This window comes from Cupriavidus sp. LA-1 (assembly GCF_055385985.1).
In genome coordinates this window covers 1862437-1886437 of the sequence record NZ_AP031388.1, presented here as the reverse complement: position 1 = coordinate 1886437, position 24001 = coordinate 1862437, and the positions used below count along the sequence as shown (strand labels likewise).

Annotated in this window: 21 protein-coding genes; 14 read left to right on the top strand and 7 right to left on the bottom strand. The window is 69.1% G+C overall.

Features of this window, described 5'->3' with window-relative positions; genetic code table 11:
* Positions 1–12 precede the first annotated feature (12 nt).
* Positions 13–1611: a DUF1800 domain-containing protein gene (locus ACZ5MJ_RS27740; protein WP_464224134.1), complete on the bottom strand. Its 1599-nt coding sequence runs from the start codon at positions 1609–1611 to the stop codon at positions 13–15.
* Between the two features lie 223 nt (positions 1612–1834).
* Here ACZ5MJ_RS27740 and ACZ5MJ_RS27735 point away from each other — a divergent pair, with 223 nt between their 5' ends.
* The 5 genes from ACZ5MJ_RS27735 (at position 1835) to ACZ5MJ_RS27715 (ending at position 7337) form a co-directional block, all read left to right on the top strand.
* The gene (locus ACZ5MJ_RS27735; RefSeq protein ID WP_464224133.1) at positions 1835–2758 is read left to right on the top strand and encodes a DMT family transporter; all 924 of its coding nucleotides are present in this window, start codon (positions 1835–1837) and stop codon (positions 2756–2758) included.
* Complete coding sequence (locus tag ACZ5MJ_RS27730) at positions 2742–3503, top strand: helix-turn-helix transcriptional regulator (protein WP_464224132.1); 762 nt, start codon at positions 2742–2744, stop codon at positions 3501–3503. The genes ACZ5MJ_RS27735 and ACZ5MJ_RS27730 overlap by 17 nt, the downstream gene beginning before the upstream one ends.
* Before the next feature lie 236 nt (positions 3504–3739).
* The gene (locus ACZ5MJ_RS27725) at positions 3740–5119 is read left to right on the top strand and encodes an amino acid permease (protein WP_464224131.1); all 1380 of its coding nucleotides are present in this window, start codon (positions 3740–3742) and stop codon (positions 5117–5119) included.
* Positions 5120–5196: 77 nt separating this feature from the next.
* Positions 5197–6186, top strand: coding sequence for a ferritin-like domain-containing protein (locus ACZ5MJ_RS27720; RefSeq protein ID WP_464224130.1), 990 nt, complete (start codon positions 5197–5199; stop codon positions 6184–6186).
* An 8-nt stretch (positions 6187–6194) separates the two neighbouring features.
* Positions 6195–7337, top strand: a complete 1143-nt coding sequence (locus ACZ5MJ_RS27715) for a glycosyltransferase (RefSeq protein WP_464224129.1) — start codon at positions 6195–6197, stop codon at positions 7335–7337.
* 15 nt (positions 7338–7352) lie between these two features.
* Here the strand turns inward: ACZ5MJ_RS27715 and hpnA are convergent, their stop codons facing one another.
* Complete coding sequence (gene hpnA / locus ACZ5MJ_RS27710) at positions 7353–8360, bottom strand: hopanoid-associated sugar epimerase (RefSeq protein WP_464224128.1); 1008 nt, start codon at positions 8358–8360, stop codon at positions 7353–7355.
* Positions 8361–8579: 219 nt separating this feature from the next.
* Between hpnA and ispH the strand changes: the two genes are divergently transcribed.
* The 6 genes from ispH to ACZ5MJ_RS27680 are packed head-to-tail and all read left to right on the top strand — an operon-like array spanning position 8580 to position 15230.
* Complete coding sequence (gene ispH, locus ACZ5MJ_RS27705; protein ID WP_464224127.1) at positions 8580–9593, top strand: 4-hydroxy-3-methylbut-2-enyl diphosphate reductase; 1014 nt, start codon at positions 8580–8582, stop codon at positions 9591–9593.
* A gap of 21 nt (positions 9594–9614) precedes the next feature.
* On the top strand, positions 9615–10778 hold the full coding sequence (gene hpnH / locus ACZ5MJ_RS27700; RefSeq protein WP_464224126.1) for an adenosyl-hopene transferase HpnH: 1164 nt from the start codon (positions 9615–9617) through the stop codon (positions 10776–10778).
* Positions 10779–10789: 11 nt separating this feature from the next.
* A complete protein-coding gene (hpnI, locus tag ACZ5MJ_RS27695) occupies positions 10790–11956 on the top strand; it encodes a bacteriohopanetetrol glucosamine biosynthesis glycosyltransferase HpnI (RefSeq protein ID WP_464224125.1) in 1167 nt (388 codons plus the stop codon).
* Positions 11953–13377, top strand: coding sequence for a hopanoid biosynthesis associated radical SAM protein HpnJ (gene hpnJ / locus ACZ5MJ_RS27690; RefSeq protein WP_464224124.1), 1425 nt, complete (start codon positions 11953–11955; stop codon positions 13375–13377). Before hpnI ends, hpnJ begins: the two co-directional genes overlap by 4 nt.
* 38 nt (positions 13378–13415) lie before the next feature.
* Entirely contained in the window at positions 13416–14219 is an 804-nt protein-coding gene (gene hpnK, locus ACZ5MJ_RS27685; RefSeq protein WP_464226623.1) for a hopanoid biosynthesis-associated protein HpnK, read from the top strand.
* A 9-nt stretch (positions 14220–14228) separates the two neighbouring features.
* A complete protein-coding gene (locus ACZ5MJ_RS27680; protein WP_464224123.1) occupies positions 14229–15230 on the top strand; it encodes a lysylphosphatidylglycerol synthase domain-containing protein in 1002 nt (333 codons plus the stop codon).
* 29 nt (positions 15231–15259) lie between these two features.
* Here ACZ5MJ_RS27680 and ACZ5MJ_RS27675 read toward each other — a convergent pair whose 3' ends face one another.
* A complete protein-coding gene (locus ACZ5MJ_RS27675) occupies positions 15260–15904 on the bottom strand; it encodes an MlaC/ttg2D family ABC transporter substrate-binding protein (protein ID WP_464224122.1) in 645 nt (214 codons plus the stop codon).
* A 171-nt stretch (positions 15905–16075) separates the two neighbouring features.
* Between ACZ5MJ_RS27675 and hpnN the strand changes: the two genes are divergently transcribed.
* A complete protein-coding gene (hpnN, locus tag ACZ5MJ_RS27670) occupies positions 16076–18712 on the top strand; it encodes a hopanoid transporter HpnN (protein WP_464224121.1) in 2637 nt (878 codons plus the stop codon).
* Between the two features lie 36 nt (positions 18713–18748).
* The gene (locus ACZ5MJ_RS27665) at positions 18749–19549 is read left to right on the top strand and encodes an MlaA family lipoprotein (RefSeq protein WP_464224120.1); all 801 of its coding nucleotides are present in this window, start codon (positions 18749–18751) and stop codon (positions 19547–19549) included.
* 7 nt (positions 19550–19556) lie between these two features.
* Here ACZ5MJ_RS27665 and ACZ5MJ_RS27660 read toward each other — a convergent pair whose 3' ends face one another.
* Positions 19557–19997, bottom strand: coding sequence for an FKBP-type peptidyl-prolyl cis-trans isomerase (locus tag ACZ5MJ_RS27660; protein ID WP_464224119.1), 441 nt, complete (start codon positions 19995–19997; stop codon positions 19557–19559).
* 217 nt (positions 19998–20214) lie between these two features.
* On the opposite strand from ACZ5MJ_RS27660, the gene ACZ5MJ_RS27655 reads away from it, so the two are divergent.
* Complete coding sequence (locus ACZ5MJ_RS27655; protein ID WP_464224118.1) at positions 20215–21543, top strand: tetratricopeptide repeat protein; 1329 nt, start codon at positions 20215–20217, stop codon at positions 21541–21543.
* Positions 21544–21621: 78 nt separating this feature from the next.
* Here ACZ5MJ_RS27655 and copD read toward each other — a convergent pair whose 3' ends face one another.
* The 3 genes from copD to ACZ5MJ_RS27640 are packed head-to-tail and all read right to left on the bottom strand — an operon-like array spanning position 21622 to position 23975.
* Complete coding sequence (copD, locus tag ACZ5MJ_RS27650) at positions 21622–22551, bottom strand: copper homeostasis membrane protein CopD (protein ID WP_464224117.1); 930 nt, start codon at positions 22549–22551, stop codon at positions 21622–21624.
* On the bottom strand, positions 22552–22938 hold the full coding sequence (gene copC / locus ACZ5MJ_RS27645) for a copper homeostasis periplasmic binding protein CopC (RefSeq protein ID WP_464224116.1): 387 nt from the start codon (positions 22936–22938) through the stop codon (positions 22552–22554).
* A gap of 35 nt (positions 22939–22973) precedes the next feature.
* Positions 22974–23975 (bottom strand): copper resistance protein B, encoded by a 1002-nt coding sequence (locus tag ACZ5MJ_RS27640; RefSeq protein ID WP_464224114.1) that lies wholly within the window; start codon positions 23973–23975, stop codon positions 22974–22976.
* Between the last annotated feature and the right edge of the window lie 26 nt (positions 23976–24001).

The following is a 24001-nucleotide window of genomic DNA, read 5'->3' as shown; positions in this document are numbered from 1 at the left end:
CCCCCTGCGTAGTCAGCGCTGCATCCACTCGGGCGAGCCGAGCAGCACGGTATTCCATTCGGCCTGCGATTCGGCCTGGGCCAGCGCGGCGCGCGTGGCCGGGCCGAGGGTGGCTTCGATGGTGTCGTAGTACAGCTTGTTGCCGATCATCGGGAAGCGCGCGCCGCGCGGCTTCGTGACATCGCCGGCGAACAGGCCCGCCGGTCCCGAGCCGATCGCGCGCGCAATCTCGAAGCGCCGCACCATCTGGCCCGAGCTGGCCCATGCGCCTTCTGCCGACGGATAGCCATCCGGCGTCACGTGGCCATACAGCGGCTCGCCAAGCTGGTTCAGCCAGTTCATCACCGGGCGCAGGTTGGTGACGGGGCGGCCTTCATAGGCAAGCCGCATCGACGACACCACATAGACCATCGGATCCTTGAACTTGCGCGTGGGCGCGGCCAGTTGCCGGTCCAGTTCCGGTGCCAGGAACAAGGTGCGCAGCACCGCCGCGATATCGCCATCGGTGCGCGTGAAGGTGTGCGTCATGCGCTCGACCAGCGCCGGCGGCGGGGTGTCGGCAATGAAGTACGTCGCCAGCTTGGCGCTGATAAAACGCGCCGTGGCCGGCTCGCGCGCGAGGATCGAGACCGCGCGCGCCACCTCGTCGAAGCCGGCCGGCTCGATGCGCTGGCCCAGCAGCGTCTTCACGCCGAAGTCATGGCGTGCGGGATTGAATTCGAACAGGCCATCGCTGCGGTACAGTCCCGCGCGCGCCGGCGGCAGCCGCGGCGGCGGCGACGGCGTGCCGCGCAGGTTGACGCCCACGCCGGTCAGCACGCGCGCCAGCTCCTGCACATCCTGCTGGGTGTAGCGCGAGCCGCTGGGCCCGCCCGACACGCCCAGGGTATGCAGCTCCATCAGCTCGCGCGCGTAGTTCTCGTTGATGCGGTTGGCGCTGCTCTGGGCGTTGTCGAGGTAGACCAGCATGGCCGGCGCGGTCACGGTGGCCATCAGCAGGTCGCGGAAGCGGCCCAGCGCGTGCGGGCGGATGGCGCGTTCCTCATAGTCGGGCAGCAGCAGCCGGACCTGGCCCTTGCCCGAATAGACGTTGAAATGGTTCATCCAGAACCACGTCATCTGCTCGCGCAGCTGCGCCGGCGAATACAGCGCGCGCAGCAGGTGGCGCCGCGAGGCATCGGCCACGATCTCGCGGCCCTGCGCGTTCAGCGCCTGGCGGGCCTGCTGCTTGCTGTCGTCATCGGGGAGGGCGTCGATGCGCTGCCGGGCGTCGCGCGCGGCCTGGATCTGGGCACCGGCGTCGGCCTGCAGGCCAGGCAAGGCCGCGATGGCGGCCGCCAGTTCGGGCGGATCGGCCGGCGGCAAGTTCAGTTGCTGTTCGAGAAAGGTCTTGCGGCCCAGCCGGCGCAGGTCGCCAAGTGTGGCCTGGTCGGCGCCGTAAGTGACGGTATTGAGCCAGCGCAGGTCGGCGGCGGTGCCGGTGCTGCCGGTGGCCTCGGCCGGCACCTGTGCGCAGGCGGCCACGCACGCGGCCAGTGCCAGCGCCGCGGCGGCGCGCCAGGCGGCGAACCCGCCACGGCCGGATTGTCTCGGATGCTGTGCCGGATGCATGCCTTTCTCCTCGCCCCTTTTCGAGCAGAACACGACCGGACCTTGACCAGTCCACCACCATCTTACGTGGCAAGCGGCCATCGGTTGACGTGGCCGGGCACCGGGAGTGTTACCAATACTTTCAGCGCACGATTGCCGGATTTGCCAAGACAGCGGCGCCACGCCTGGCTAGCCTTGCGCCTTGCCATCCTGATCCCGCCCCCGGGCGGAAATCCCTGCATTCATGTCGCGCCCCCTGCCCGCCGCAGCCTGGCTGCCCACCGTTGCCTTTGTCCTGATCTGGTCCACCGGCTTTATCATCGGCAAGGCCATCGTGCCGCTGGCCGACACCAGCCTGTTCCTGCTGGGCCGCTTTGCCGTGGCGGGACTGATGTTCGTGGCATGGTGGCTGGCCGCGCGCGCGGCCTGGCCGCCATTGCGCGAGGCGCCGCGCCACCTGCTGGCTGGCGCGCTGATGCAGGGCATCTACCTGTGCGCCGGCTACGGGGCCGTGGCCAGGGGCCTGCCGCCGGCGATCATGGCCTTGCTGGGTGCGCTGCAGCCGCTGCTGACCGCGCTGCTTGCCATGCCCCTGCTGAAAGAGCTACCTTCCAGGCGAACGTGGCAGGGCCTGGCGCTGGGTGCGCTCGGCGTCGCGCTGGTCGTCGCCCCGGCGATGCAGGCCGGCATGCACAGCGCCACGCCGTCGCTATCGCCCTGGATCGTGCTGCTGGGCGTGCTGGCCATTGTCTCCATCACCATGGGAACCCTCTTGCAGAAAACCGCCATCGCCGCCTGTGACCTGCGCGCCAGCTCGGCATGGCAGAACCTGGGCGCCATGCTGGTGGCCGCCGCAATGGTGGCGATCCAGGCTGCCGGCGCGCCGCTGCACTGGCACGGCGGCGTGGCGCTGTGGGCCGGCCTGGCGTGGGCGGCGATCGGCCTGTCGGGCGCCGGCACCTGGCTGCTGGTCAGCCTGGTGCGGCGCAGGCAGGCCGCCAATGCCGCGGCGCTGATGTTCCTGGCGCCGCCGCTGGCCGCGCTGCAGGCCTGGCTGCTGTTCGGCGAACGGCTGGATACAGTGCAGGCGCTGGGCATGGCGGTGGCCGGGGCGGGTGTCTGGCTGTGCCAGAGCCATGGCAGGTTGCGGCATGCCGAAGCCCGCTGAGCCCCACACCGCGCCGCTGGTCGAGCAGCGGCGCTACCGCCCGCAGCCGGACGGCCACCAGCATGGCTACCACCAGCTGCTGTTTGGCCTGGCCGGCGCCACCGAACTGGAGATCGACGGCCACGCCTACCGCGTGGACGAGCGCACCGGCCTGATCGTGCCGGCCGGCAGCCATCATGAATTCCTGGGCTGCGACGGCAACCTGCAGCTGGTGGCGGACTTCCCGGCGCGGTCGGTGGCGCTGCCCGCGCGGCTGCTGGCACGCCCCCGCACCTTCTCGCTGGACGGCGCCTTCGGCAGCCGGGTACGCGCGCTGGCCGCGTGGCGCGCCGCCGAGGCACGCGGGCCGCAGGCCGACTGGCAACTGGCGGCCACGCTGGCCGCGGCGCTGGCGGATTGCCTCGGCATGCCCGGCGACCCGGAGGTGTTCCCGCCGATGGCCGTGGATGCCTACCTGCGCGCCAACCTGGCGTCGCCGCTGCGCGTGGCGGAAGTCGCCGGGCATTTCGGCTGGAGCGTGCGGCGCTTCCAGACCCTGTTTGCCGAGGCCTTCGGCGATACCCCGCACCGCTACCAGACCCGGCTGCGGCTGGACCGCGCGCTGCAGCTGCTGACACAGTCGGCGCTGCCGCTGGCCGAGATCGCGCTGGCGTCCGGCTACCCGGACCAGACCACCTTCACGCGCAGCTTCACGCGGCGCTTCGGCCAGCCGCCCGGAGCCTGGCGGGTGGCCGCACGCGGATAGCGACAAGGCTGCGCGCCGTCCATCGCGCCACACCATTGCGCGCGGGGCGGCCTCCGCTCACAACACCAGCAATTTCTCCTGAATTTCGCGACGAATTCAGCAACAAATATCCCCTTATTGTGATTAACCTGCCCGCTATTTTCTGTCTGCGGTCCACCGCGGACAAGAAAATAGCTGCTCCCGCCGGCCCCACGAAGGCCGGCGCGGCCATTCTGAAGACACGGAGACAACGACACATGAGTGCAAGCGCAGAACATCTGCAACGCGGCCTGGGCGAACGGCATATCCGGCTGATGGCGCTGGGTTCGGCCATTGGCGTGGGCCTGTTCCTGGGCGCCGGCAACGCCATCAAGATGGCCGGCCCCGCCATCATGCTGGGCTACCTGATCGGCGGCGCAATGATCTTCCTGATCATGCGCGCGCTGGGGGAAATGGCCGTGCACAACCCCGTGGCCGGCTCCTTCTGCCGCTACGCGCAGGACCACATGGGCCCGCTGGCCGGCTACCTGACCGGCTGGAACTACTGGTTCCTGTGGCTGGTGACGTGCGTGGCCGAGATCACCGCCGTGGCCATCTACATGGGCATGTGGTTCCCCGACGTGCCGCACTGGATCTGGGCACTGGCCGCGCTGGCGGCGATGGGTTCGGTCAACCTGATGGCGGTCAAGGCCTATGGCGAGTTCGAGTTCTGGTTCGCCATGATCAAGATCGTCACCATCGTGCTGATGCTGTTCGGCGGCGGCGCAATGATCGTGTTCGGCTTTGGCAACGGCGGTGTCGCCACCGGCATCTCCAACCTGTGGCAGCACGGCGGCTTCATGCCCAACGGCGCCACGGGCGTGCTGATGTCGCTGCAGATGGTGATGTTCGCCTACCTGGGCGTGGAGATGATCGGACTGACCGCCGGCGAGGCGCGCAACCCCAAGAAGTCGATTCCGGACGCGATCAACTCGGTGTTCTGGCGCATCCTGATCTTCTACGTGGGCGCGCTGTTCGTGATCCTGTCGCTGTACCCGTGGAACGAGATCGGCGCGCAGGGCAGCCCGTTCGTGCTGACCTTCGAGCGCCTGGGCATCAAGACCGCCGCGGGCATCATCAACTTCGTGGTGCTGACCGCGGCGCTGTCGTCGTGCAACGGCGGCATCTTCAGCACCGGGCGCATGCTGTATAACCTGGCGCTGCAGGGCCAGGCGCCCGCAGCCTTCGCCAGGGTAGACCGCAACGGCGTGCCGCGCCGCGCGCTGCTGGTGTCGATCGGCGCCCTGCTGTGCGGCGTGCTGCTCAACTACCTGGTGCCGGAGAAGGTCTTTGTCTGGGTGACGGCGATCTCCACCTTCGGCGCGGTCTGGACCTGGGCCATCATCCTGGTCACGCAGATCCAGTTCCGCCGCAACCTGGCGCCAGCCCAGCGCAAGGCGCTGGCCTTCCGCATGCCGTTCTGGCCCTATGGCTCGTATATCGCGCTGGCCTTCCTGGGGCTGGTGGTGGCACTGATGGCCTACTTCCCGGATACCCGCGTGGCGCTGTACGTGGGCCCGGGCTGGCTGGTGCTGCTGACGGTGTGCTACTACGCGCTGGACGTGCGCTCGCGCGGACCGGTCAGCTATCGCGCCTGATCCGCGCCGTTGGCGGGGTGCGCCGGCCGGCGCGCCTCGCTACAATGGCCCCGGGCAAACCATCGCCAGGGGGCCGCATGTCCGAGACCACTGAGGCTGCATACCGCGCGGCCGCCTCGCCGCCGCAAAACAGCGCCGCCGATGCCGAGGCGCGCGCACGCGCCGTCGCCGCTACGGTGGCCCGCACTTCCGTCGAGCAGGCCGACCACGCCATGCGCCACTGGACCGACCCCACCCCCGGGGCGGTGCGCATCGGCTCGCCGCAGCACCTGCAGATGTTCTGCAATATGCTGCTGCAGACCCACAACCCCTACAAACCCGCCGTGATCGCATGGCCCACGCTGTCGCCCGAGGCCCTGCGCCGCGTGACCTCGCTGCCGATCTGGGATATCGCCGTGCAGACCGAGGGGCGCGCCTCGGTCCGCGTCAAGACCTTTGCCGATACCGTCGGCGATCCGCTGCTGCGCCGCGCGCTGGATATGGACGGCGGCGAAGAAGCACGCCACAAGGTGGTGCTGTCGAAACTGGTCGAGGCCTACGGCATCGCGCTCGCGCCGGAGCCGGACTACCCGCCGCCGGACGATCCCGTATGGGGTTGGCTGGTCACCGGCTACAGCGAGTGCATCGACAGCTTCTTCGCCTTCGGCCTGTTTGCCGCGGCGAAGCGCTCGGGCTTCTTCCCCGCCGAACTGGTCGAGACCTTCGAGCCGGTGATCCAGGAGGAAGGGCGGCATATCCTGTTCTTCGTCAACTGGGCTGCCTGGTACCGGCGCAACCTGCCGTGGTGGCGCCGCGTGCCGTTCGCGCTGAAGGTGGCGCAGGTGTGGGCCTTCCTGATCTGGGAGCGCATCGGCATCGCCCGCGGCATTGACGCCGAGGGCGTGGCGCAGGACGCCAACTTCACCATGAACGGTTCCGCGGCGCTGGGCGAAGCCCTGACCCCGGGCGCCATGATCGACCTGTGCCTGGCCGAGAACGACCGGCGCATGGCCGGCTACGACGCGCGCCTGCTGCGTCCTGAAACCGTACCGCGGCTGGCCCGGCTGGCGCGGCGCATCGTCAAATAAGGCAATCCATGCACATTGCGTTTCTGTTATCGCTGCTGTCGCTCGTGATCTGGCTGGTGCTGATCTTTGCCCGCGCGGGCTTCTGGCGCGTGCGCAAGCCGCCGGCTGCGGCGGCCCCGGCGCACTGGCCCGACGTGGTTGCCATCATCCCCGCGCGCAATGAAGCCGAGGTCATCGGCCGCGCTGTGACGGGCATGCTGGGCCAGCGCTACCCCGGCCGGCTGGCCCTGGTGGTGGTGGACGACCATAGCCAGGACGGCACCGCCGATATCGCCCGCGCCGCCGCGGCGGCCACGGCGCGCCCGCAGGGGCTGACCGTCATCGGCGCGCGCGAGCTGCCCGCCGGCTGGAGCGGCAAGGTCTGGGCGCAGTCAGAGGGACTGGCCGCCGCGGACCACATCGCCCCGCAAGCCCGCTATGTCTGGCTGACCGATGCCGATATCTGGCACGGACCGGGCGTGCTGGCAGCGCTGGTGGCACGCGCCGAGGACGAACGGCGCGACCTGGTCTCGCTGATGGTCCGGCTGCGCTGCGAATCGGCGTGGGAACGGCTGATCGTACCGGCTTTTGTCTTCTTCTTCGCCAAGCTCTACCCCTTCTCCCGCGTACGCGATGCCCGCAGCAGGGTGGCCGCCGCGGCCGGGGGCTGCATGCTGGCCAGCCGCGCGGCGCTGGCGCGCATCGGCGGCTTTGCCGCGATCCGCGGCGAACTGATCGACGACTGCAGCCTGGCCGCGCGCATCAAGCCCGGCGGCGCCATCCGGCTGGACCTGGCCGACGACAGCGTGTCATTGCGCCCCTATGACGACTGGCGCAGCCTGTGGGACATGATCGCGCGCAGCGCCTACACGCAACTGCGCTATTCGCCGCTGCTGCTGGCCGGCGCGGTGGCGGGCATGGTGCTGACCTACCTGGTGCCGCCGGTGCTCGCGATCGGCTGGCGGCTGTGGCCGGCGTGGCTGGCCTGGGGCGCGATGACCCTGGCCTACCTGCCGATGCTGCGCGAATACCGGCAGCCGGCGTGGCTGGCGCCGCTGCTGCCGGTCACGGCGCTGTTCTACCTGGGGGCGACCATCGACTCGGCACGGCGCTACTGGCTGCGGCGCGGCGGACAGTGGAAGGGCCGGGCGCAGGCGCCGGTGCGGTCCTGAGCGCGCCCGGCGCCATCAGCCCTGACCCAGGTACCCCTGTACCCGGAACCACTCCAGCGCATCCCGCAGGCCCTCCTGGTACGGCCGCGGCTGATAGCCCAGCGCCTTGCGCGCCTTGTCGGAGGTAAAGAACATCCGGTACCGGGACATATTGAGCCCATCGACCGTGATGAAGGGCTCCTTCCCGGTAAAGCGCGCCGCCGCCTCCGCCCCATAGGCCAGCGGATACAGCGGCCAGCGCGGCAGCTGCACGGTCGGCGGGCGCCGGCCGCACAGTTGCGCGATGTCGCGCAGCATCTGCTGCAGCATCACGTCCTGGCCGCCCAGGATGTAGCGCTCGCCGGTCTGGCCGCGCTCCAGCGCCAGGAAATGCCCTTCGGCCACATCGTCCACGTGGGCCAGGTTCAGGCCGGTATCGACAAAGGCCGGGATCTTGCCCGTGGCCGCCTCGACGATGATGCGCCCGGTCGGCGTGGGCCGCACGTCGCGCGGGCCGATCGGGGTGGACGGGTTGACGATGACCGCCGGCAGGCCGCGCTCGGCCACCAGCTTTTCGACCACGCGCTCGGCCAGCACCTTGCTGCGCTTGTAGGCGCCGATGGCCTCGTGCGGTCGCAGCGCCGCGGTCTCGTCCACCGGCGCGCGCGCGCCGGCTACGCGCAGCGTGGCCACGCTGCTGGTATAGACCACCCGCTCGACGCCGGCCCGCTGCGCGGCCTCCATCACGGCCAGGGTGCCGTCAACGTTGGTGCGCACGATGTCCTCGGGATCCGGCGCCCACAGCCGGTAGTCGGCAGCCACATGGAACAGGTAGCGCACGCCCTGCAGCGCGGCGGCGACGGCGGCGGCGTCGCGCATGTCGCCCTCCGCCACCGTCACCGGCAGCCCTGCCAGGTTGGTCCGCGGGCTTTGAGGGCGCACCAGCACGCGCACCCGGAAACCACGTGCCAGCGCCTGGCGCGCCACCGCCGAACCCAGAAATCCCGAGGCGCCTGTCACCAGCACGTCATCGTTTTTCGTCATAAACCCGTTTTCCCATGAGACGAAGTCGCCGCAGCCAGCCTCGCGCTGACTACAGCGCCTCCAGACAAAGCCTGCGTGTCAGGTATATAGTAACCACCGTGCGACGAAAATGTGATCTGCGGTGGATCTGCGGCAGGTCTTTGCCGGATACCAGGCACATTTTTCGTCTCAACATCACAAACACTGAAACCCGTTACAAAGGGTCGGGGGGCCTACTCCATGCAGGTGATTCTTGCTCAGCCGCGGGGCTTCTGTGCCGGCGTGGTGCGTGCGATCGAGATTGTCGACCGCGCCCTCGTCAAGCACGGCGCACCGGTGTTCGTGCGGCATGAGATTGTGCATAACAAGCACGTCGTAGAGGGACTGAAGGAAAAAGGCGCGCGTTTCGTCGAAGAACTGGACGAAGTGCCGACCGGCGCCGTGACCATCTTCAGCGCGCACGGGGTCTCGCGCGACGTCGTGGCCGATGCCAGCCAGCGCCAGCTGCATGCCATTGACGCCACCTGCCCGCTGGTGATCAAGGTCCATACCCAGGGCCGCCAGTACGCCGCCAGCGGCCGTACCGTGATCCTGATCGGCCATGCCGGCCACCCCGAGGTGGAAGGCACCATGGGCCAGATCCCGGGCAAGGTGATCCTGGTGCAGAACGAGGCCGAGGTCGGCAAGCTCGACCTGCCCGCCGACACCCCTGTGGCCTATGTCACCCAGACCACGCTGAGCGTGGACGACACCCGCAATATCATCGCGGCGCTCGGCCGCCGCTTCAGCAACCTGGTCGGCCCCGATACCCGCGACATCTGCTACGCCACGCAGAACCGCCAGAGCGCGGTGCGCGACCTGTGCAAGCTGGCCGACGTGATCCTGGTGATCGGCGCGACCAACAGCTCCAACTCCAACCGCCTGCGTGAGATCGGCACCGAAAGCGGCGTGCCCAGCTATCTGATCGCCGAGGGCAGCGAACTGGACCCAGCCTGGGTGCGCAATGCCAACGTGGTCGGCATCACCGCCGGCGCGTCCGCGCCCGAGGAAATGGTCGAGGACGTGATCGCGGCGCTGCGCCGGCTGGGCCCGGTCGAGGTCACCACCATGGCCGGGCGCGAGGAGCATGCCGAATTCCGGCTCCCGGCCGAGCTGGTCGACGTGAAGCCGCGCGCCCCGCAAGCGGCCCCGCGCAAGCCCGGCAAGGAAGCCGCCGCCACACCAGCCACCGCCAACGAGAATATCGCCGGCTGAACCAAACCAGAGGAAGTTGCCTTGGCCATTCCATTCCTGCAGGTCGCCCGCGTGGGCGCCTACATCGTCGGCAAGCATCTGTCGCGACAGAAACGCTATCCGCTTGCCTTGATGCTGGAACCGCTGTTCCGCTGCAACCTGGAGTGTTCCGGGTGCGGCAAGATCGACTATCCGGACCCTATCCTGAACCAGCGCCTGTCGGTGCAGGAATGCCTGGAAGCCGTGGACGAATGCGGCGCCCCGGTGGTGTCGATCGCCGGCGGCGAGCCGCTGCTGCACAAGGACATGCCGGCCATCGTTGAAGGCATCATCGCGCGGCGCAAGTTCGTCTACCTGTGCACCAATGCGCTGCTGATGGAGAAGAAGCTCGACCAGTACAAGCCCAGCCCGTATTTCGTCTGGTCGGTGCACCTGGACGGCGACCGCGAGATGCATGACCGCTCGGTGTGCCAGGAAGGCGTCTACGACCGCTGCGTCGAGGCCATCCGCCTGGCCAAGGAGCGCGGCTTCCGCGTCAACATCAACTGCACGCTGTTCAACGATGCCGAGCCCGAGCGCGTGGCGCGCTTCTTCGACTCGGTCAAGGCGATGGGCGTGGACGGCATCACGGTATCGCCCGGCTATGCCTATGAACGCGCCCCGGACCAGCAGCACTTCCTGAACCGCGGCAAGACCCGCCAGCTGTTCCGCGACATCCTGAGCCGCGGCCGCGCCGGCAAGAACTGGGCGTTCAGCCAGTCGACGCTGTTCCTGGACTTCCTGGCCGGCAACCAGACCTACCACTGCACGCCGTGGGGCAACCCGGCGCGCACCGTGTTCGGCTGGCAGCGTCCGTGCTACCTGGTTGGCGAAGGCTATGCCAAGACCTTCCGCGAACTGATGGAAGAGACCGACTGGGACGCCTACGGCACCGGCAACTACGAAAAATGCGCCGATTGCATGGTGCACAGCGGCTACGAGGCCACCGCGGTGGCGGACACCTTCGCCCACCCGCTCAAGGCGCTGGGCGTGAGCCTGCGCGGCGTGCGCACCAGCGGAGCGATGGCCCCCGATATCGCGCTCGACAAGCAACGGCCGGCCGAGTATGTATTCTCACGCCACGTCGAGATCAAGCTTGAAGAGATCGGCAGGGCCAAGCCGGCCAAAGCCGCCAAGCCCAAGGCACCGGCCGCGGTCACGCACTGAAAGAAGCACCGATGGGCGCGGAACCGGCGACACTTGCCGCAACCCTGCTGGGCAGTACGCTGACCTGTGTGTCGGCGGGATACGCGCTGGCCGCTGCATGGCGCTCGCGCCGGCACGCGCTGCGGCCGGCACCCGCCGGTGCGGCAGTGCGTCCGGTCAGCGTGCTCAAGCCGCTGTGCGGCGCCGAACCGCGCCTGTATGAAAACCTGGCCACGCTGTGCCGGCAGCAGCATCCGGCCTTCCAGCTCGTGTTCGGCGTGCGCGCGGCGGACGATCCGGCGATTGCGGTGGTGGCGCAGCTGCGCCGCGATTTTCCGGACTGCGACATCGCACTCGTGATCGACCCGCAAGTGCATGGCAGCAACCTGAAGGTCAGCAACCTCATCAACCTGAGCGCACAGGCGAAACACGATGACCTCGTGGTGGCCGACAGCGACATTGCCGTGCCGCCGGACTACCTGGCGCGCGTTACCGCGCCGCTGGCGGACTCCGGTGTGGGCGTGGTCACCTGCCTGTATCGCGGCAATCCGACCGGCGGCCTGTGGTCGCGGCTGGGCGCGCAGTTCATCGACGACTGGTTTGCGCCGTCGGTGCGCATCGCGCACGCCGGCGGCTCGCGCCGCTTTGCCTTTGGCGCGACCATCGCGCTGCGGCGTGAGACACTGGCGGCGATCGGCGGCTTCGAGGCCTTGTCCGACCGGCTGGCCGACGATTTCTGGCTGGGCGAGCTGACGCGGCAACGCGGGTTGCAGACGGTGCTGTCGGATGTCGTGGTGACGACGGACGTCACCGAGAACCGCTTCTCCGACCTGTGGAGCCACGAGCTGCGCTGGCTGCGCACGATCCGTTCGCTGAATCCGGCGGGCTTTGCTTTCACCTTTATCACCTTCACCTGGCCGATGCTTGCGCTCGGCGCGTGGCTGGCGCCGCTGCCGGCGATGCTGGCTGTCGCGCTGGCCGGCGTGCTCGCACGCAGCATGCTCGCGGGCAGCGCCGGCGCTGCCCTGCGCGCGCCGCTGCGCGATGTGCTGCTGCTGGCCGGCTGGGCCGCTGCACTCGCCGGCAGGCGCGTGCGGTGGCGCGAGCAGGTGCTGTCGGTGCGGGATACGCCTGCGCGTCGCCCGCACGCCAACCACAATCCATCTACCACCGGCATCCTTCCCCAGAGGCCGCTATGAAAAAAACCCTTTTCCTCCAGGCCCCTTCCTTCGACGGTTTTGACGGCGGCGCAGGCTCGCGCTACCAGGCCAAACGCGAAATCAAGTCGTTCTGGTACCCGACATGGCTGGCCCAGCCCGCCGCGCTGGTGCCCGGCAGCCGCGTGCTCGACGCTCCGGCTGACGAACTGACCCCGCAGCAGACGCTGGACATCGCCGTCGACTACGACCTGGTCATCATCCACACCAGCACGCCCTCGTTCCCGACCGACGCCAAGTTCGCCGAGGAACTCAAGAAGCGCAAGCCCGACGTGATGATCGGCATGGTCGGCGCCAAGCCCGCCGTTGACCCGGGCGGCACGCTCGGCGCGAGCGAGGCCGTGGATTTTGTCTGCCGCGAAGAGTTCGACTACACCTGCCAGGACGTGGCGGCAGGCAAGCCGCTCAAGGACATCCCCGGCCTCTCCTACCGCCTGCCGGACGGCTCGCTCGAACACAACGGGCCGCGCCCGATGATCGAAAACATGGACGAGCTGCCCTTCGTGGCGCCCGTCTACAAGCGCGACCTGAAGATCGACAACTACTTCATCGGCTACCTGAAGCACCCGTATGTGTCGATCTACACCGGCCGCGGCTGCCGCTCCAAGTGCACCTTCTGCCTGTGGCCGCAGACTGTGGGCGGCCACCGCTACCGCACGCGCACCGCGGAAAGCGTGATCGCCGAGGTGAAATGGATCAAGGAGAACATGCCTGAAGTGAAGGAGATCATGTTCGACGACGATACCTTCACCGACTTCAAGCCGCGCGTGGAAGAAATCGCGCGCGGGCTGGGCAAGCTGGGCGTGACATGGTCGTGCAACGCCAAGGCCAACGTGCCGTACAGCACGCTCAAGATCATGAAAGAGAACGGCCTGCGCCTGCTGCTGGTGGGCTATGAGTCCGGCGACGACCAGATCCTGCTGAACATCAAGAAGGGCCTGCGCACGGACATCGCGCGCCGCTTCACCGAAGACTGCCGCAAGCTGGGCATCCAGATCCACGGCACCTTTATCCTGGGCCTGCCCGGCGAGACGCGCGAGACCATCGAGAAGACCATCGAGTACGCCAAGGAAATCAACCCGCACACGATCCAGGTGTCGCTGGCCGCGCCCTACCCCGGCACCACGCTGTACCGGCAGGCGGTGGAGAACGGCTGGCTCGAGGAAAACAAGGTCATCAACCTGGTCAACGACAAGGGCGTGCAGCTGGCGGCGATCAGCTACCCGCACCTGTCCAAGGAAGACATCTACCACGGCGTGGAGACCTTCTATAAGCGCTTCTACTTCCGCCCCGGCAAGATCTGGGAAATCGTGCGCGAGATGCTGGGCAGCTGGGACATGATGAAGCGGCGCCTGCGCGAAGGCGTGGAGTTCTTCCGCTTCCTGCGCTCGCACGAGGCCTGATCCTGGCCCAAGCGCTTTCCTGTGCCTCGCAACGCGCGCTGATTGTCACCGCCGACGACTTCGGGCTGCACACCGCCGTCAACGAAGCCGTGGAGCTGGCCCACCGCGACGGCGTGCTCAACGCCGCCAGCCTGATGGTGGGCGCGCCCGCCGTGGCGGATGCGGTCGAGCGCGCGCGCCGGCTGCCTTCGCTGCGCGTGGGGCTGCACGTGGTGCTGGCCGATGGCCCCGCCACGCTGCCGCGCGCGCAGATCCCCGGCCTGGTCGACCAGCACGGGCGCTTCGGCTCGGCCATGGCGCTGGACGGCTGCCGCTTCTTCTTCCTGCCCGGGGTGCGCCGCCAGCTGGCGGCGGAAATCCGCGCGCAGTTCGAAGCCTTCGCCGCCACCGGCCTGCCGCTGGACCACGTCAACACCCACAAGCATTTCCACCTGCACCCGACGGTGCTGTCGCTGATCCTGTCGATCGGGCGCGAATACGGCCTGCGCGCGATGCGCCTGCCGCGCGAAGCGGGCGCGCCATGGCTGCTGCGCCCCTGGCTGGCGCTGCTGCGGCGCCGGCTGGACCGTGCCGGCATCGCGCACAATGACTACGTGGTCGGCATCGCGCGCAGCGGGCAGATGGACGAGGCGGCGCTGCTGCAGGCGCTGGCGCGGCTGCCCGCGGGCGTGGGCGAGATCTACCTGCACCCGGGCGTGGTCTCGGGCGAGGCCATCACCAAGTCGATGCGCGGCTACCGCCACGCCGACGAACTCGCCGCGCTGCTGTCGCCGCGCGTGCGCGCCGCGCTCGAGCGCGCGGCCAACCGGCGCGGGGGCTTTGCCGACGTGCTCGGTGCCTGACCGTTCAAAATGAAACGCTTTGCTTACCTGACCGGCCTGCTCGGGCTGCTGGCGCTCACCGCGCTGGTGATCCACCAGGGCGCCGGCGATATTGCCGCCGTCATGGCCCAGGGCGGCTGGCCGCTGCTGTTGCTGGTGCCCCTGCATGCGCTGCCGCTGCTGCTCGACGCCCAGGGCTGGCGCGTCCTGCTGACCTCCGCCGACCCCGACGAGAAAGCGGGGCTGGGCTTCCTGTGGTGGGTCGCCACCGTGCGCGAGGCGGTGGGCCGCCTGCTGCCCACCGTGGGCGTGGGCGGCGAGCTGGTCGGCATCCGCCTGACGCGGCTGCGCATCCACGACACCACCGCGGTCGCCGCCAGCGTGGTGGTTGAAGTGATGGTGACCATGTTCTCGCAATATCTGTTCGCGGCGACGGGCGTGCTGATGCTGGTGGCCGCGCTGCAGCACAGCGGCAGCGCCTGGATCATCCTGGGCGGCCTGCTGCTGTCCTTGCCGGTGCCGGTCCTGTTCGCACTGTCGCTGCGCCACACCGCCTTGTTCGAAAAGCTGGAAGGCGCGGCGCGCAAGCTGTTTGGCGAAGACCACCGCATCGTCGCGATGATCGACGGCGCGCGGCTCGACGCGCATATCCGCGCGCTCAACCGGCGCCGGCGCGAACTGGCCAAGGCACTGTGCTGGCAACTGGCCGGACTGGTCAGCGGCACCCTGGAGATCTGGCTGGCGCTGTGGCTGCTGGGCCATCCGGTGCCGGTCTGGCAGGCGCTGGCGATCGAATCGCTGACCCAGGCCGCGCGCAACGTGGCGTTTTTCGTGCCGGCCGGGCTGGGTGTGCAGGAAGCCGTGGTGATGCTGCTGGGGCAGGTGCTGGGGATGGACGCGCAGGTCTCCCTGGCTCTGGCGCTGGTCAAGCGCGCGCGGGAAATCCTGTTCGGCGTGCCCGCGCTGCTGTCATGGCAATGGGTGGAACTGCGCCGCTGGCGGCGCCGGGACACCGGACACGCCGCACCCTGAGTAACCCCGGGGCCACCCCAGGCGCTGGCTCAGGTGTCAGACGCCTGGCGCGCGTTGTGGGCGGTCAGGTACTTGACCAGCCCGTCGACGCCGCCGCGCGCGACGATGTCCGCGAACTGCTTGCGGTACACCTCGATCAGCCACGCGCCCATCATGTTGATGTCATAGATCTTCCAGCCGCCGGCGGCGCGCTGCAGCCGGTAGTCGATCTGCATTTCGTCGGCATTGTTGATCACGCGCGTCTGCACCACCACGTCGGTGGCGCCGCTGGCCGTCTTGACCGGCTGGTAGCGGAACTTGACGTTCTGCTCGCGCAGTTGCGCCAGGGACACGGCGTAGCTGCGCACCAGCAGCATCTGGAACTGCTCATGGAGCTGCTGCTGCTGTTCCGGCGTGGCCGTGCGCCAGGCGCTGCCCACCGCCAGCCGCGTGGTGCGCTGGAAATCCGTATAAGGCAGGAACTGCTTCTGCACGACCCCGGTGATCTTGCCAAGGTCGCCGGCACGTGTGTCGGGATTGGACTGGATGGTGCCGATCACGCCCTCCACCGCGGCCTGCACCAGCCGCTCGGGGCTGGCGCGCAGGTCGCCGGGCTGGACTGCCTGGGCGTGCACGACGGAAACCATGGCTACCGCAGCAAGCGGCGCCAGGGGAAGCAAACGGTGAATCGTCATGGATACGAGAGCCGGAAAGCATAATGTGGCGGTGCCGCCGCTGCTACGGCCGGCACCAACCCGACAGTTTACAGCGGATCGGCCTGAATCGCGCCTGCCGGGGTACGCATGCAGGATGCCGCACGCCGCCAGCCGATATACTCGCGGTTTGTGCTCCCTCCATACCAGTCCATGCTGACTTCGCTGCTGACACGCATTGTCCGGCTTGCCACCGCCTGGCCGTGGCGTGTCATCGTCCTGGCGGCATTGCTGACCGCTGCCAGCGGCGTCTACGTCGCCCGCAACTTTGCGATCAACACCGACATCGGCCGCCTGCTGCAATCAGACGCCCCCTGGGCGGTGCGTGACGAGGCCATCGGCAAGGCCTTTCCCCAGCGCAACCAGTTGATCCTGGCGGTGGTGCAGGCGCCGGCAGCAGAACTGGCCGACGCCGCCGCCGACGCCCTGGCCGGCGCCTTGCGCCAGCAGCCGGCGCGCTTCACGGCGGTGAGCCAGCCCGGCGGCGGGCCGTTCTTCGCGCGCAACGGCTTGCTGTTCGCCAGCACCGATGAAGTCAGTCAGCTGACGCAGCAGCTCACGCAGGCGCGGCCGCTGGTCAATGCGCTCGCGCACGACCCGACGCTGCGCGGCCTGTCCGATCTTCTCACCACCACGCTGAACCTGCCGCTGCAGATGGGCCAGGTCAAGCTGGGCGACATGGCAAAACTGCTGGGCAGCAGTGCGCAGGCGCTCGACCAGGTGCTGGCCGGCAAGCCCGCCGCGCTGTCCTGGGCGGGGCTGCTCGACGACAGCCTCAAACCCGGGCCCGATGGCCAGGTCTACAGCTATATCGCGCTCAGCCCGGTGCTGGACTACAGCGACCTGCAGGCCGGGGCCGCCGCCTCGCGCGCGATCCGGCAGGCCGCGGCCGACCTGCAGCTGGCGCAGCGCTACCAGGCCACGGTGCGCCTGACCGGCCCGCAGGCGCTGGCCGACGATGAATTCGCCTCGGTCAGCGACGGTGCCGCGCTCAACGGCGTGCTGACCGTGCTGGTGGTGGTCCTGATCCTGTGGCTGGCCTTGCGTTCGGCGCGGCTGATCGTGGCGGTGCTGGCCAGCCTGTTTGCCGGGCTGCTGATCACCGCCGCGCTGGGGCTGGCCATGGTTGGCGCGCTGAACATGATCTCGGTGGCGTTCGCGGTGCTGTTCGTCGGGCTGGGGGTGGATTTCGGCATCCAGTTCGGCGTGCGTTACCGCGCCGAGCGCCATGACCGCGACCATATCGTCGAAGCGCTGGGGCTGTCCGCGCGCGGGGTGGGTGCGCCGCTGGCGCTGGCCGCCGCGGCCACGGCGGCGGCGTTCTTCTGCTTCCTGCCCACCGACTACCGCGGCGTGGCCGAACTGGGGCTGATCGCCGGCGTGGGCATGATGGTGGCGTTCGCCACCACCTTCACGCTGCTGCCTGCGCTGATCCGCGTGCTGAAACCCGGCGGCGAATCCGTGGCGCCAGGCTTCCCCTGGCTGGCGCCCGCGGACCGCTTCTTCGACCGCTACCGCAAGCCGGTGCTGCTGGTCACCCTGCTCGCGATCGTGGCGGGCGCGCCGCTGCTGGCGCACCTGCGCTTCGACTTTGACCCGCTCCACCTGAAGGATCCCAGGTCCGAATCGATGGCCACGCTGCTGGCGCTCAGGGACGCGCCGCAGGCCGGCACCGACGATGTCAGCGTGCTGGCGCCATCGCTGCAGGCCGCGCACGATCTCGCCGGCAAGCTGGCGGCGCTGCCCCAGGTGGCGCGTGCCGTCACGCTGCAGACCTTCATTCCCGACGACCAGGCGCCCAAGCTGGAGGCCATCGGCCAGGCCTCGGCCGCGCTGATGCCGGCGCTCATGCAAACCACCGCCGCGCCCGCCGCCGACACCGCGCGCGTCAATGCGCTGCGTAATGCCGCGCGGCAGCTCGCCATCGCCGCCGACGAACATCCCGGTGCGGGCGCGGCCGAAGCCGCGCACCTGTCCGCCACGCTGAAGAAGCTCGCCGCCGCCGACGCCGCCACGCGCGACCGCGCCGAGCGCGCCATCGCCCTGCCGCTGCAGCTGGCGCTGGCGCGGCTGAAGCTGGCACTGGGCCCGCAGCCCGTCAGCCAGCAGACGCTGCCGCCCGAGCTGGTGCGCGACTGGATCACCCCGGACGGGCGCGCGCTGGTCAGCATCAGCCCGAAGCTGCCACCGCCCGCCAGCGCGCAGCGCGAGGCCGCGCTGGACCGCTTCATCACCGCGGTGCAGCGCGTGGCGCCGGCCGCCACCGGCGGACCGATCGCCATCCGCGGCTCGGCCGATACCATCATGACCGCCTTTGCCCAGGCCGGCATCTGGGCGGTGGTGTCGATCACCATCCTGCTGTGGATCACGCTGCGCCGCTTTGGCGACGTGCTGCGCACGCTGATACCGCTGCTGGTTTCGGCCATCGTCACGCTGGAGTTGTGCGTGGTGTTCGGCATTGCGCTGAACTTTGCCAACGTGATCGCGCTGCCGCTGCTGCTGGGTATCGGCGTCGCGTTCAAGATCTACTACGTGATTGCCTGGCGGCACGGCAAGACCCAGCTGCTGCAGTCCAGCCTGACGCATGCGGTGCTGTACAGTGCGGCCACCACCGCCACCGCCTTTGGCAGCCTGTGGCTGTCGCAGCATCCCGGCACCGCCAGCATGGGCAAGCTGCTGGCGCTGTCGCTGGCCTGCACGCTGGTTGGCGCCGTATTCTTCCAGCCGATCCTGATGGGCCGCCCGCGCGAAGGCAGCCACCAGAGACAGGGCAAGCCGGCCCGGCCATAATCACAAACCTCTCGCGACCGAACCCGTCCCGCCTCGATGCCCGTCCGCCATCCCCTTGCGACCCTCGCCACGACTCTCTTCGCCGCAGCCCTGCTCACGGGCTGCGCCACCGGCCCCCTGGCCAATCCCGACGACCCGCTGGAGCCGATGAACCGCACGGTTTTCACCGTCAACGACAAGCTCGACCAGTACGTCGCCGTGCCGGTGGCCAGGGGCTACAAGGCGGTCACGCCGGAGCCGGTACGCACCGCGGTCACCAACTTCTATTCGAACATCGCGGACGTGGGCAACTTTGCCAACAACCTGCTGCAAGGCAAGGGCGTTGACGCGGCGGAGAGCTTCATGCGGGTGGCGATCAATTCCGTGCTGGGACTCGGCGGGCTGATCGACATTGCCACGCCGGCCGGGCTGCAGAAGCATTCGCAGGACTTCGGGCTGACGCTGGGCACGTGGGGCGTGCCGTCGGGACCCTACCTGGTGCTGCCGGTGTTCGGCCCCAGCTCGTTCCGGGACGGCGTGGGCCTGTATGTGAATTTCTGGTTCGATCCCACCACCTATACCCGGCCGGCCGTGCGCAATTCGCTGTACGGGATGAACGTGGTGGACACGCGCACCAACCTGCTGGGCGCCACCGACCTGCTCAAGCTGGCGGCGCTGGACAAGTACGCCTTTGTGCGCGACGGCTACCTGCAGCGGCGCCGCTACCTGCTCGGCCAGAACACGGCGCTGCCGGACTACGGCGACGACGAGGACTCCGGGGCCAAACCAGCGCCCCCCGCAGCACCTGCCGCGCCGGCAGACGCGCCGGCGCCCGGGCAGCCGCAGGCGCCGCGCTGATGCGGCCTTAGCTACCGATCCCCAGCAGCACCACCTCGAAGGTCAGGGTGGCATTCGGCGGGATCGTGCCCGGCACGCCGCGCGCACCGTAGGCCGTGGCCGGCGGGCAGGTCAGCCTGGCCTTGCCGCCCACCTGCATCGCCTGCACCCCTTCGGTCCAGCACGGGATCACCCGGTTGAGCGGGAACGAAATCGGCTGGCCACGCTTGTAGGAACTGTCGAATTCGGTGCCGTCGGCCAGCGTGCCGCGGTAGTGGACCTGCACTGTGTCGGTGGCCTTGGGCGAGGCGCCGTTACCCTTGATCAGGTGCTGGATGGTCATGCCCGATGCCAGCGTCTGCGGCGCCGCCGCGGGCGCAGCCGGGGCCGAAGCAGCCGGGGCGGCCGGCGCAGCACAGGCCGCGCCGGCGAGGGTCAGGGTGCCGAGGAAAAGCGCGAGTGATTTCATGGGAAACCTGGTCGTGAGGTCGTGATTGGGGATGCGGCAGTTTAACCGACGCACGGCAACAATATGGCGGCAGCGCCATATAGCGCACAGCGCACCCCGGCCATGCGCCTTGCGGCGGGCATGGTGCGCCGCACCCCTCCCCACCCGTTACACCGGACGATTTGCCGTCTACGATGGTTCGTGACAGCCCCGCCGCCGCGGGCGCACGGAGATTGCCATGGCACTGACGGATTCAAGGGACCTCCCGGTCTCGACCCGGAACGCCCGCTCGGTCGAGCAGTATGAAACGGCCCTGCGCCTGCTGAACGGCTACTACGGCGACCCGCTCGCCACCATCGACGCGGCGCTGGCCACCGACCCCGAATTCGCCATGGGGCACGCGCTGCGCGCCGCGCTGATGGTGACTTCCGGCGACGGCGCGGCCGAGCCCATGCTGCGCCAGAGTGTCGAAGCCGGCGAAGCCCTGCACGGCCGCGCCAATGACCGCGAGCGCCGCCACATTGCCGCGGCACGCGCCTGGCTGGACGGCGAGTTCGAGCGCTCGGTCCGGCTCTACGGCGATATCGTGACCGATTATCCACGCGACCTGCTGGCGATCCAGACCGCGCATCTCGAAGACTTCCTGCTGGGACAATCCTCGATGCTGCGCGACCGCGTGGCGCAGGCGCTGCCGCACTGGGATGCCGGCATGCCGGGCTATGGCTACCTGCTTGGCATGCATGCCTTCGGCCTGGAGGAAACCCAGCTCTACGACCGCGCCGAGCAAAGCGGCCGGCGCGCGCTGGAACTCAATCCGCGCGACCCGTGGGCCGTGCACGCGGTGGCGCATGTGATGGAGATGCAGGGCCGGCTGGCCGACGGCATCGCCTGGCTGGACGGGCGCCGCGACGACTGGGCCGGGGACAATATGCTGGCCGTGCACAACTGGTGGCACCTGGCCTTGTTCCAGCTGGAAGATGGCCGGACCGATGATGTGCTGGCGCTGTACGACCGCCATATCAACCGCCCTGCGCCGGCAATCGCGCTGGACCTGGTGGACGCCTCCGCGCTGCTGTGGCGGCTGCACCTGCGCGGCGTGGACCTGAACGGGCGCTGGCAGCCGGTGGCAGACGACTGGCTGGGGCGCGGCGCGGCCGGCTACTATGCCTTCAACGATGTCCATGCCGTGATGGCCAGCCTGGGCGCGCACCGGCCCGCCGCGGCCGACCAGGTCCGTGCCGCGCTGGAGCGCGCCGCCCTGGGCAACGGCACCAACGCCATGATGTCGCGCGAGGTGGGGCTGCCGCTGGCCGATGCGCTGATCGCGTTCGACCAGGGCGACTACGCCACCGCCATCGACCTGCTGCTGCCGGTGCGCCTGATTGCCCACCGCTTCGGCGGAAGCCATGCGCAGCGCGACGTCATCGGCCTGACCCTGATCGAGGCCGCCCTGCGCGACGGCCGCGGCAACCTGGCTATCGCGCTCACGGCTGAGCGCGCCGCACTCAAGCCCATGAGCGCGAGCCTGCACCGGCTGGTACAGCGCGCCGATACATGCCGTACATGAGCCCTCACAGCAACGATACGGATCGCCGCCGGTGATCCGTGCCGGGCGCCTGATCGCCTGCGCTTGCATGCCCCGGGTTCATGCTGGCGCCGGCGACAACATGCCCAGCACAGCCACCAGCGCCAGTACCAGCGTCGCGGCGCCCGCCTCCAGCATCAGGCTGCGCCGCAGCGCCTGTATCGCCATGGCGGGCTCCCCTGCCCGGACGGCCGCTGCCAGCCGCGGACTCAGGCGGAAGCGGTTCGCGGCCGCCAGGCCGAGCATCGCCACGAACAGCATGAGCTTTGCCACCAGCAGCCCGCCGTAGGACAGCGGCGCGCGTTCGGGCAAGGCGGGGCCGACGATGAGCCAGTAGTTGAGCGCGCCGGACAGCACAAGCGTGGCGACGATGACGGTGCCAACGCGTGCAAAGCCGTTTGACGTGCGGCTCAGCAGCGCAACGTCCTCGTCGTTCGTAGCCCCCCTGGACGCCGACAGGAGCAGGAACGCCGCCAGCGCCCCAACCCAGGCGCCGGCGGCGAGCAGATGCGCCACGTCCGATGCCAGGTGCAGGTAGCCGATGGCGCCCTCATGCATCGCGCCATGCCCGCCCCATGCCAGCGTGCCCAGCGCAATGCCGCCGGGCATGGCGAGCGCCGCGAAACGCGCGCGGGGGCTGCGCCACGTCATGCCCGCCAGCACGCAGAGCAGCAAGGCCACCAGGCGCACCGACCAGGCCACGCCGAACTCCGTCCCCGTGACGATCATCGCGAAGACATGGCCCTGCAATGCAGCGTATTCGGACGCTCCCGTCATGACCTTCGCCATCACGGCGAGGGCGCCCAGCGAGAGCACGATGCCCGCTATCGCACAGCCCAGTGCAAGCGCCCGGCAGCGCATCGCAAAGCGTGAGGCCCGTTCCTCGCGCTGCAGTGCATAGGTGCAGAACAGCGGCAACCCGAACAGCAAGGCCAGATCGACATAGAGCGACAGGCGCAGGCCGGCAGCCAACCAGTCAGCCTGCGGCAATCACTTCACCGTGAAGGCGAGATTGCCGGTGACGGGATGGGTATCGGACGAGACCGCGCGCCAGTCCACCCGATAGCTGCCTGCCGGCAGCGGCTGCGCCGGCGTGATTACCATGGCCTTGGGGTCGTCGCTGCCGGCAACCTTCACGGCCATTTTCATCGGCGCATGGCTGGCCATGCCCGGCATGCCGGTCATGACCAGGTTGGCGCCGGAAAACTGGGTGACCAGACTTTCGGAAAAGAGCAGTTCGATCTTCTGCGGCGGCGCCACCTCGGCCTTGTCCGCCGGCGTGGACGATACCAGCTTCGGGTGCGCGAAGGCGATGCTGCTGGCCAGCGCGGCCGTGGCCGCAATCATGGCGTGGATCAGGGGGCGATTGGCATGCATGGTGGTCTCTACCTGTTGAGATTGAAGTTGTCTTGTCAGAACCAGACGCGGACGCCGGCGACGAAGCGCGTTTCGCCCGCCTTGCCGCCCGAGGTCCGGATCATGTCCGCGGTATTGCCGAAGGCCTGGTAGCGCTCCACGCCGATATACGGCGCAAACTGCCGGCCGAATTCATAGCGCAGCCGCAGCCCCACGGTGCCGCTGGACAGGCCGCTGCCGATGCCCGCCTCCGGATCGTTCTTGCCATAGAGGTTGGCTTCGATGCGGGGCTGCAGGATCAGGCGCTGCGTCAGCAGCAGTTCGTATTCGGCGGACAGCCGCAGCGCGGTGCGGCCGCTGGTGCCGACATAGGCGGTGGCATCGACCTCGAACCAGTACGGCGCCAGCCCCTGCATGCCGAAGGCCAGCCAGTTGCGCGCCGGGCGCCCGCTGCCGGTGTCGTTGCGCAGGCCCAGCTGGGTGTCCCAGTAGCTGGCCACGGCGTGGCCCCACAGCAGTTCGGTGCGGGCCTCGTGCAGCTTGCCCTTCGACGCCTCGCCCTCGGCCTTGATCACCAGCTTGTCGTAGCTGTTGCCGAACCACGCCTGCGCCTCGTAGGCGGCGGCATTGCCGCCGTTGGCATGGGCCCACTCCAGGCGGTCGACCAGCACCGAGGCGAACAGGTGCTGGTCGGCCATCACCAGCTGGCGCTTGTCGCCGAGGGCGTACTTGCCGACGCCCAGCTGGTAGCCGCCGGAGTAGGCGTGCGGATCGCGGGCGTCGGGCGGCGCGCTGCCGCCCTGCATCTGCATGTCGCCATGGTTCATGGCGGGGGCAGTCTCCTGCAGCGCGCCGCCGCCATCCATGGTCTGGATCCCGTCCGGCTCCATGCCTTGCATCTGGCTGTGATCCATATCCTGCATGACGGCGGGCGCCGCGTGGGCAGCCTGCTGATCATGGCCTGGCGCGTGGCCGGCATGCGGGTCTTGCGCAGCGGCTGCGCCCATGGCGGTCAGTGCCAGCGCCGCCGCCAGCATCGTCTTCCTGTGCCCGTGCATAACGATTGCGAATTCACATTGTGCCA

Bases quoted from the DNA above. Each gene is read 5' to 3' on its own strand.
- ACZ5MJ_RS27640 (WP_464224114.1), bottom strand. From the start codon at position 23,975: ATGCACGGGCACAGGAAGACGATGCTGGCGGCGGCGCTGGCACTGACC.
- ACZ5MJ_RS27720 (WP_464224130.1), top strand. From the start codon at position 5,197: ATGTCCGAGACCACTGAGGCTGCATACCGCGCGGCCGCCTCGCCGCCG.
- ACZ5MJ_RS27725 (WP_464224131.1), top strand. From the start codon at position 3,740: ATGAGTGCAAGCGCAGAACATCTGCAACGCGGCCTGGGCGAACGGCAT.
- ACZ5MJ_RS27740 (WP_464224134.1), bottom strand. From the start codon at position 1,611: ATGCATCCGGCACAGCATCCGAGACAATCCGGCCGTGGCGGGTTCGCC.
- ACZ5MJ_RS27665 (WP_464224120.1), top strand. From the start codon at position 18,749: ATGCCCGTCCGCCATCCCCTTGCGACCCTCGCCACGACTCTCTTCGCC.
- ACZ5MJ_RS27675 (WP_464224122.1), bottom strand. From the start codon at position 15,904: ATGACGATTCACCGTTTGCTTCCCCTGGCGCCGCTTGCTGCGGTAGCC.
- ACZ5MJ_RS27660 (WP_464224119.1), bottom strand. From the start codon at position 19,997: ATGAAATCACTCGCGCTTTTCCTCGGCACCCTGACCCTCGCCGGCGCG.
- copC (WP_464224116.1), bottom strand. From the start codon at position 22,938: ATGCATGCCAATCGCCCCCTGATCCACGCCATGATTGCGGCCACGGCC.
- hpnA (WP_464224128.1), bottom strand. From the start codon at position 8,360: ATGACGAAAAACGATGACGTGCTGGTGACAGGCGCCTCGGGATTTCTG.
- ACZ5MJ_RS27735 (WP_464224133.1), top strand. From the start codon at position 1,835: ATGTCGCGCCCCCTGCCCGCCGCAGCCTGGCTGCCCACCGTTGCCTTT.
- ACZ5MJ_RS27730 (WP_464224132.1), top strand. From the start codon at position 2,742: ATGCCGAAGCCCGCTGAGCCCCACACCGCGCCGCTGGTCGAGCAGCGG.
- ACZ5MJ_RS27655 (WP_464224118.1), top strand. From the start codon at position 20,215: ATGGCACTGACGGATTCAAGGGACCTCCCGGTCTCGACCCGGAACGCC.
- ispH (WP_464224127.1), top strand. From the start codon at position 8,580: ATGCAGGTGATTCTTGCTCAGCCGCGGGGCTTCTGTGCCGGCGTGGTG.
- hpnI (WP_464224125.1), top strand. From the start codon at position 10,790: ATGGGCGCGGAACCGGCGACACTTGCCGCAACCCTGCTGGGCAGTACG.
- ACZ5MJ_RS27715 (WP_464224129.1), top strand. From the start codon at position 6,195: ATGCACATTGCGTTTCTGTTATCGCTGCTGTCGCTCGTGATCTGGCTG.
- hpnN (WP_464224121.1), top strand. From the start codon at position 16,076: ATGCTGACTTCGCTGCTGACACGCATTGTCCGGCTTGCCACCGCCTGG.
- ACZ5MJ_RS27680 (WP_464224123.1), top strand. From the start codon at position 14,229: ATGAAACGCTTTGCTTACCTGACCGGCCTGCTCGGGCTGCTGGCGCTC.
- hpnJ (WP_464224124.1), top strand. From the start codon at position 11,953: ATGAAAAAAACCCTTTTCCTCCAGGCCCCTTCCTTCGACGGTTTTGAC.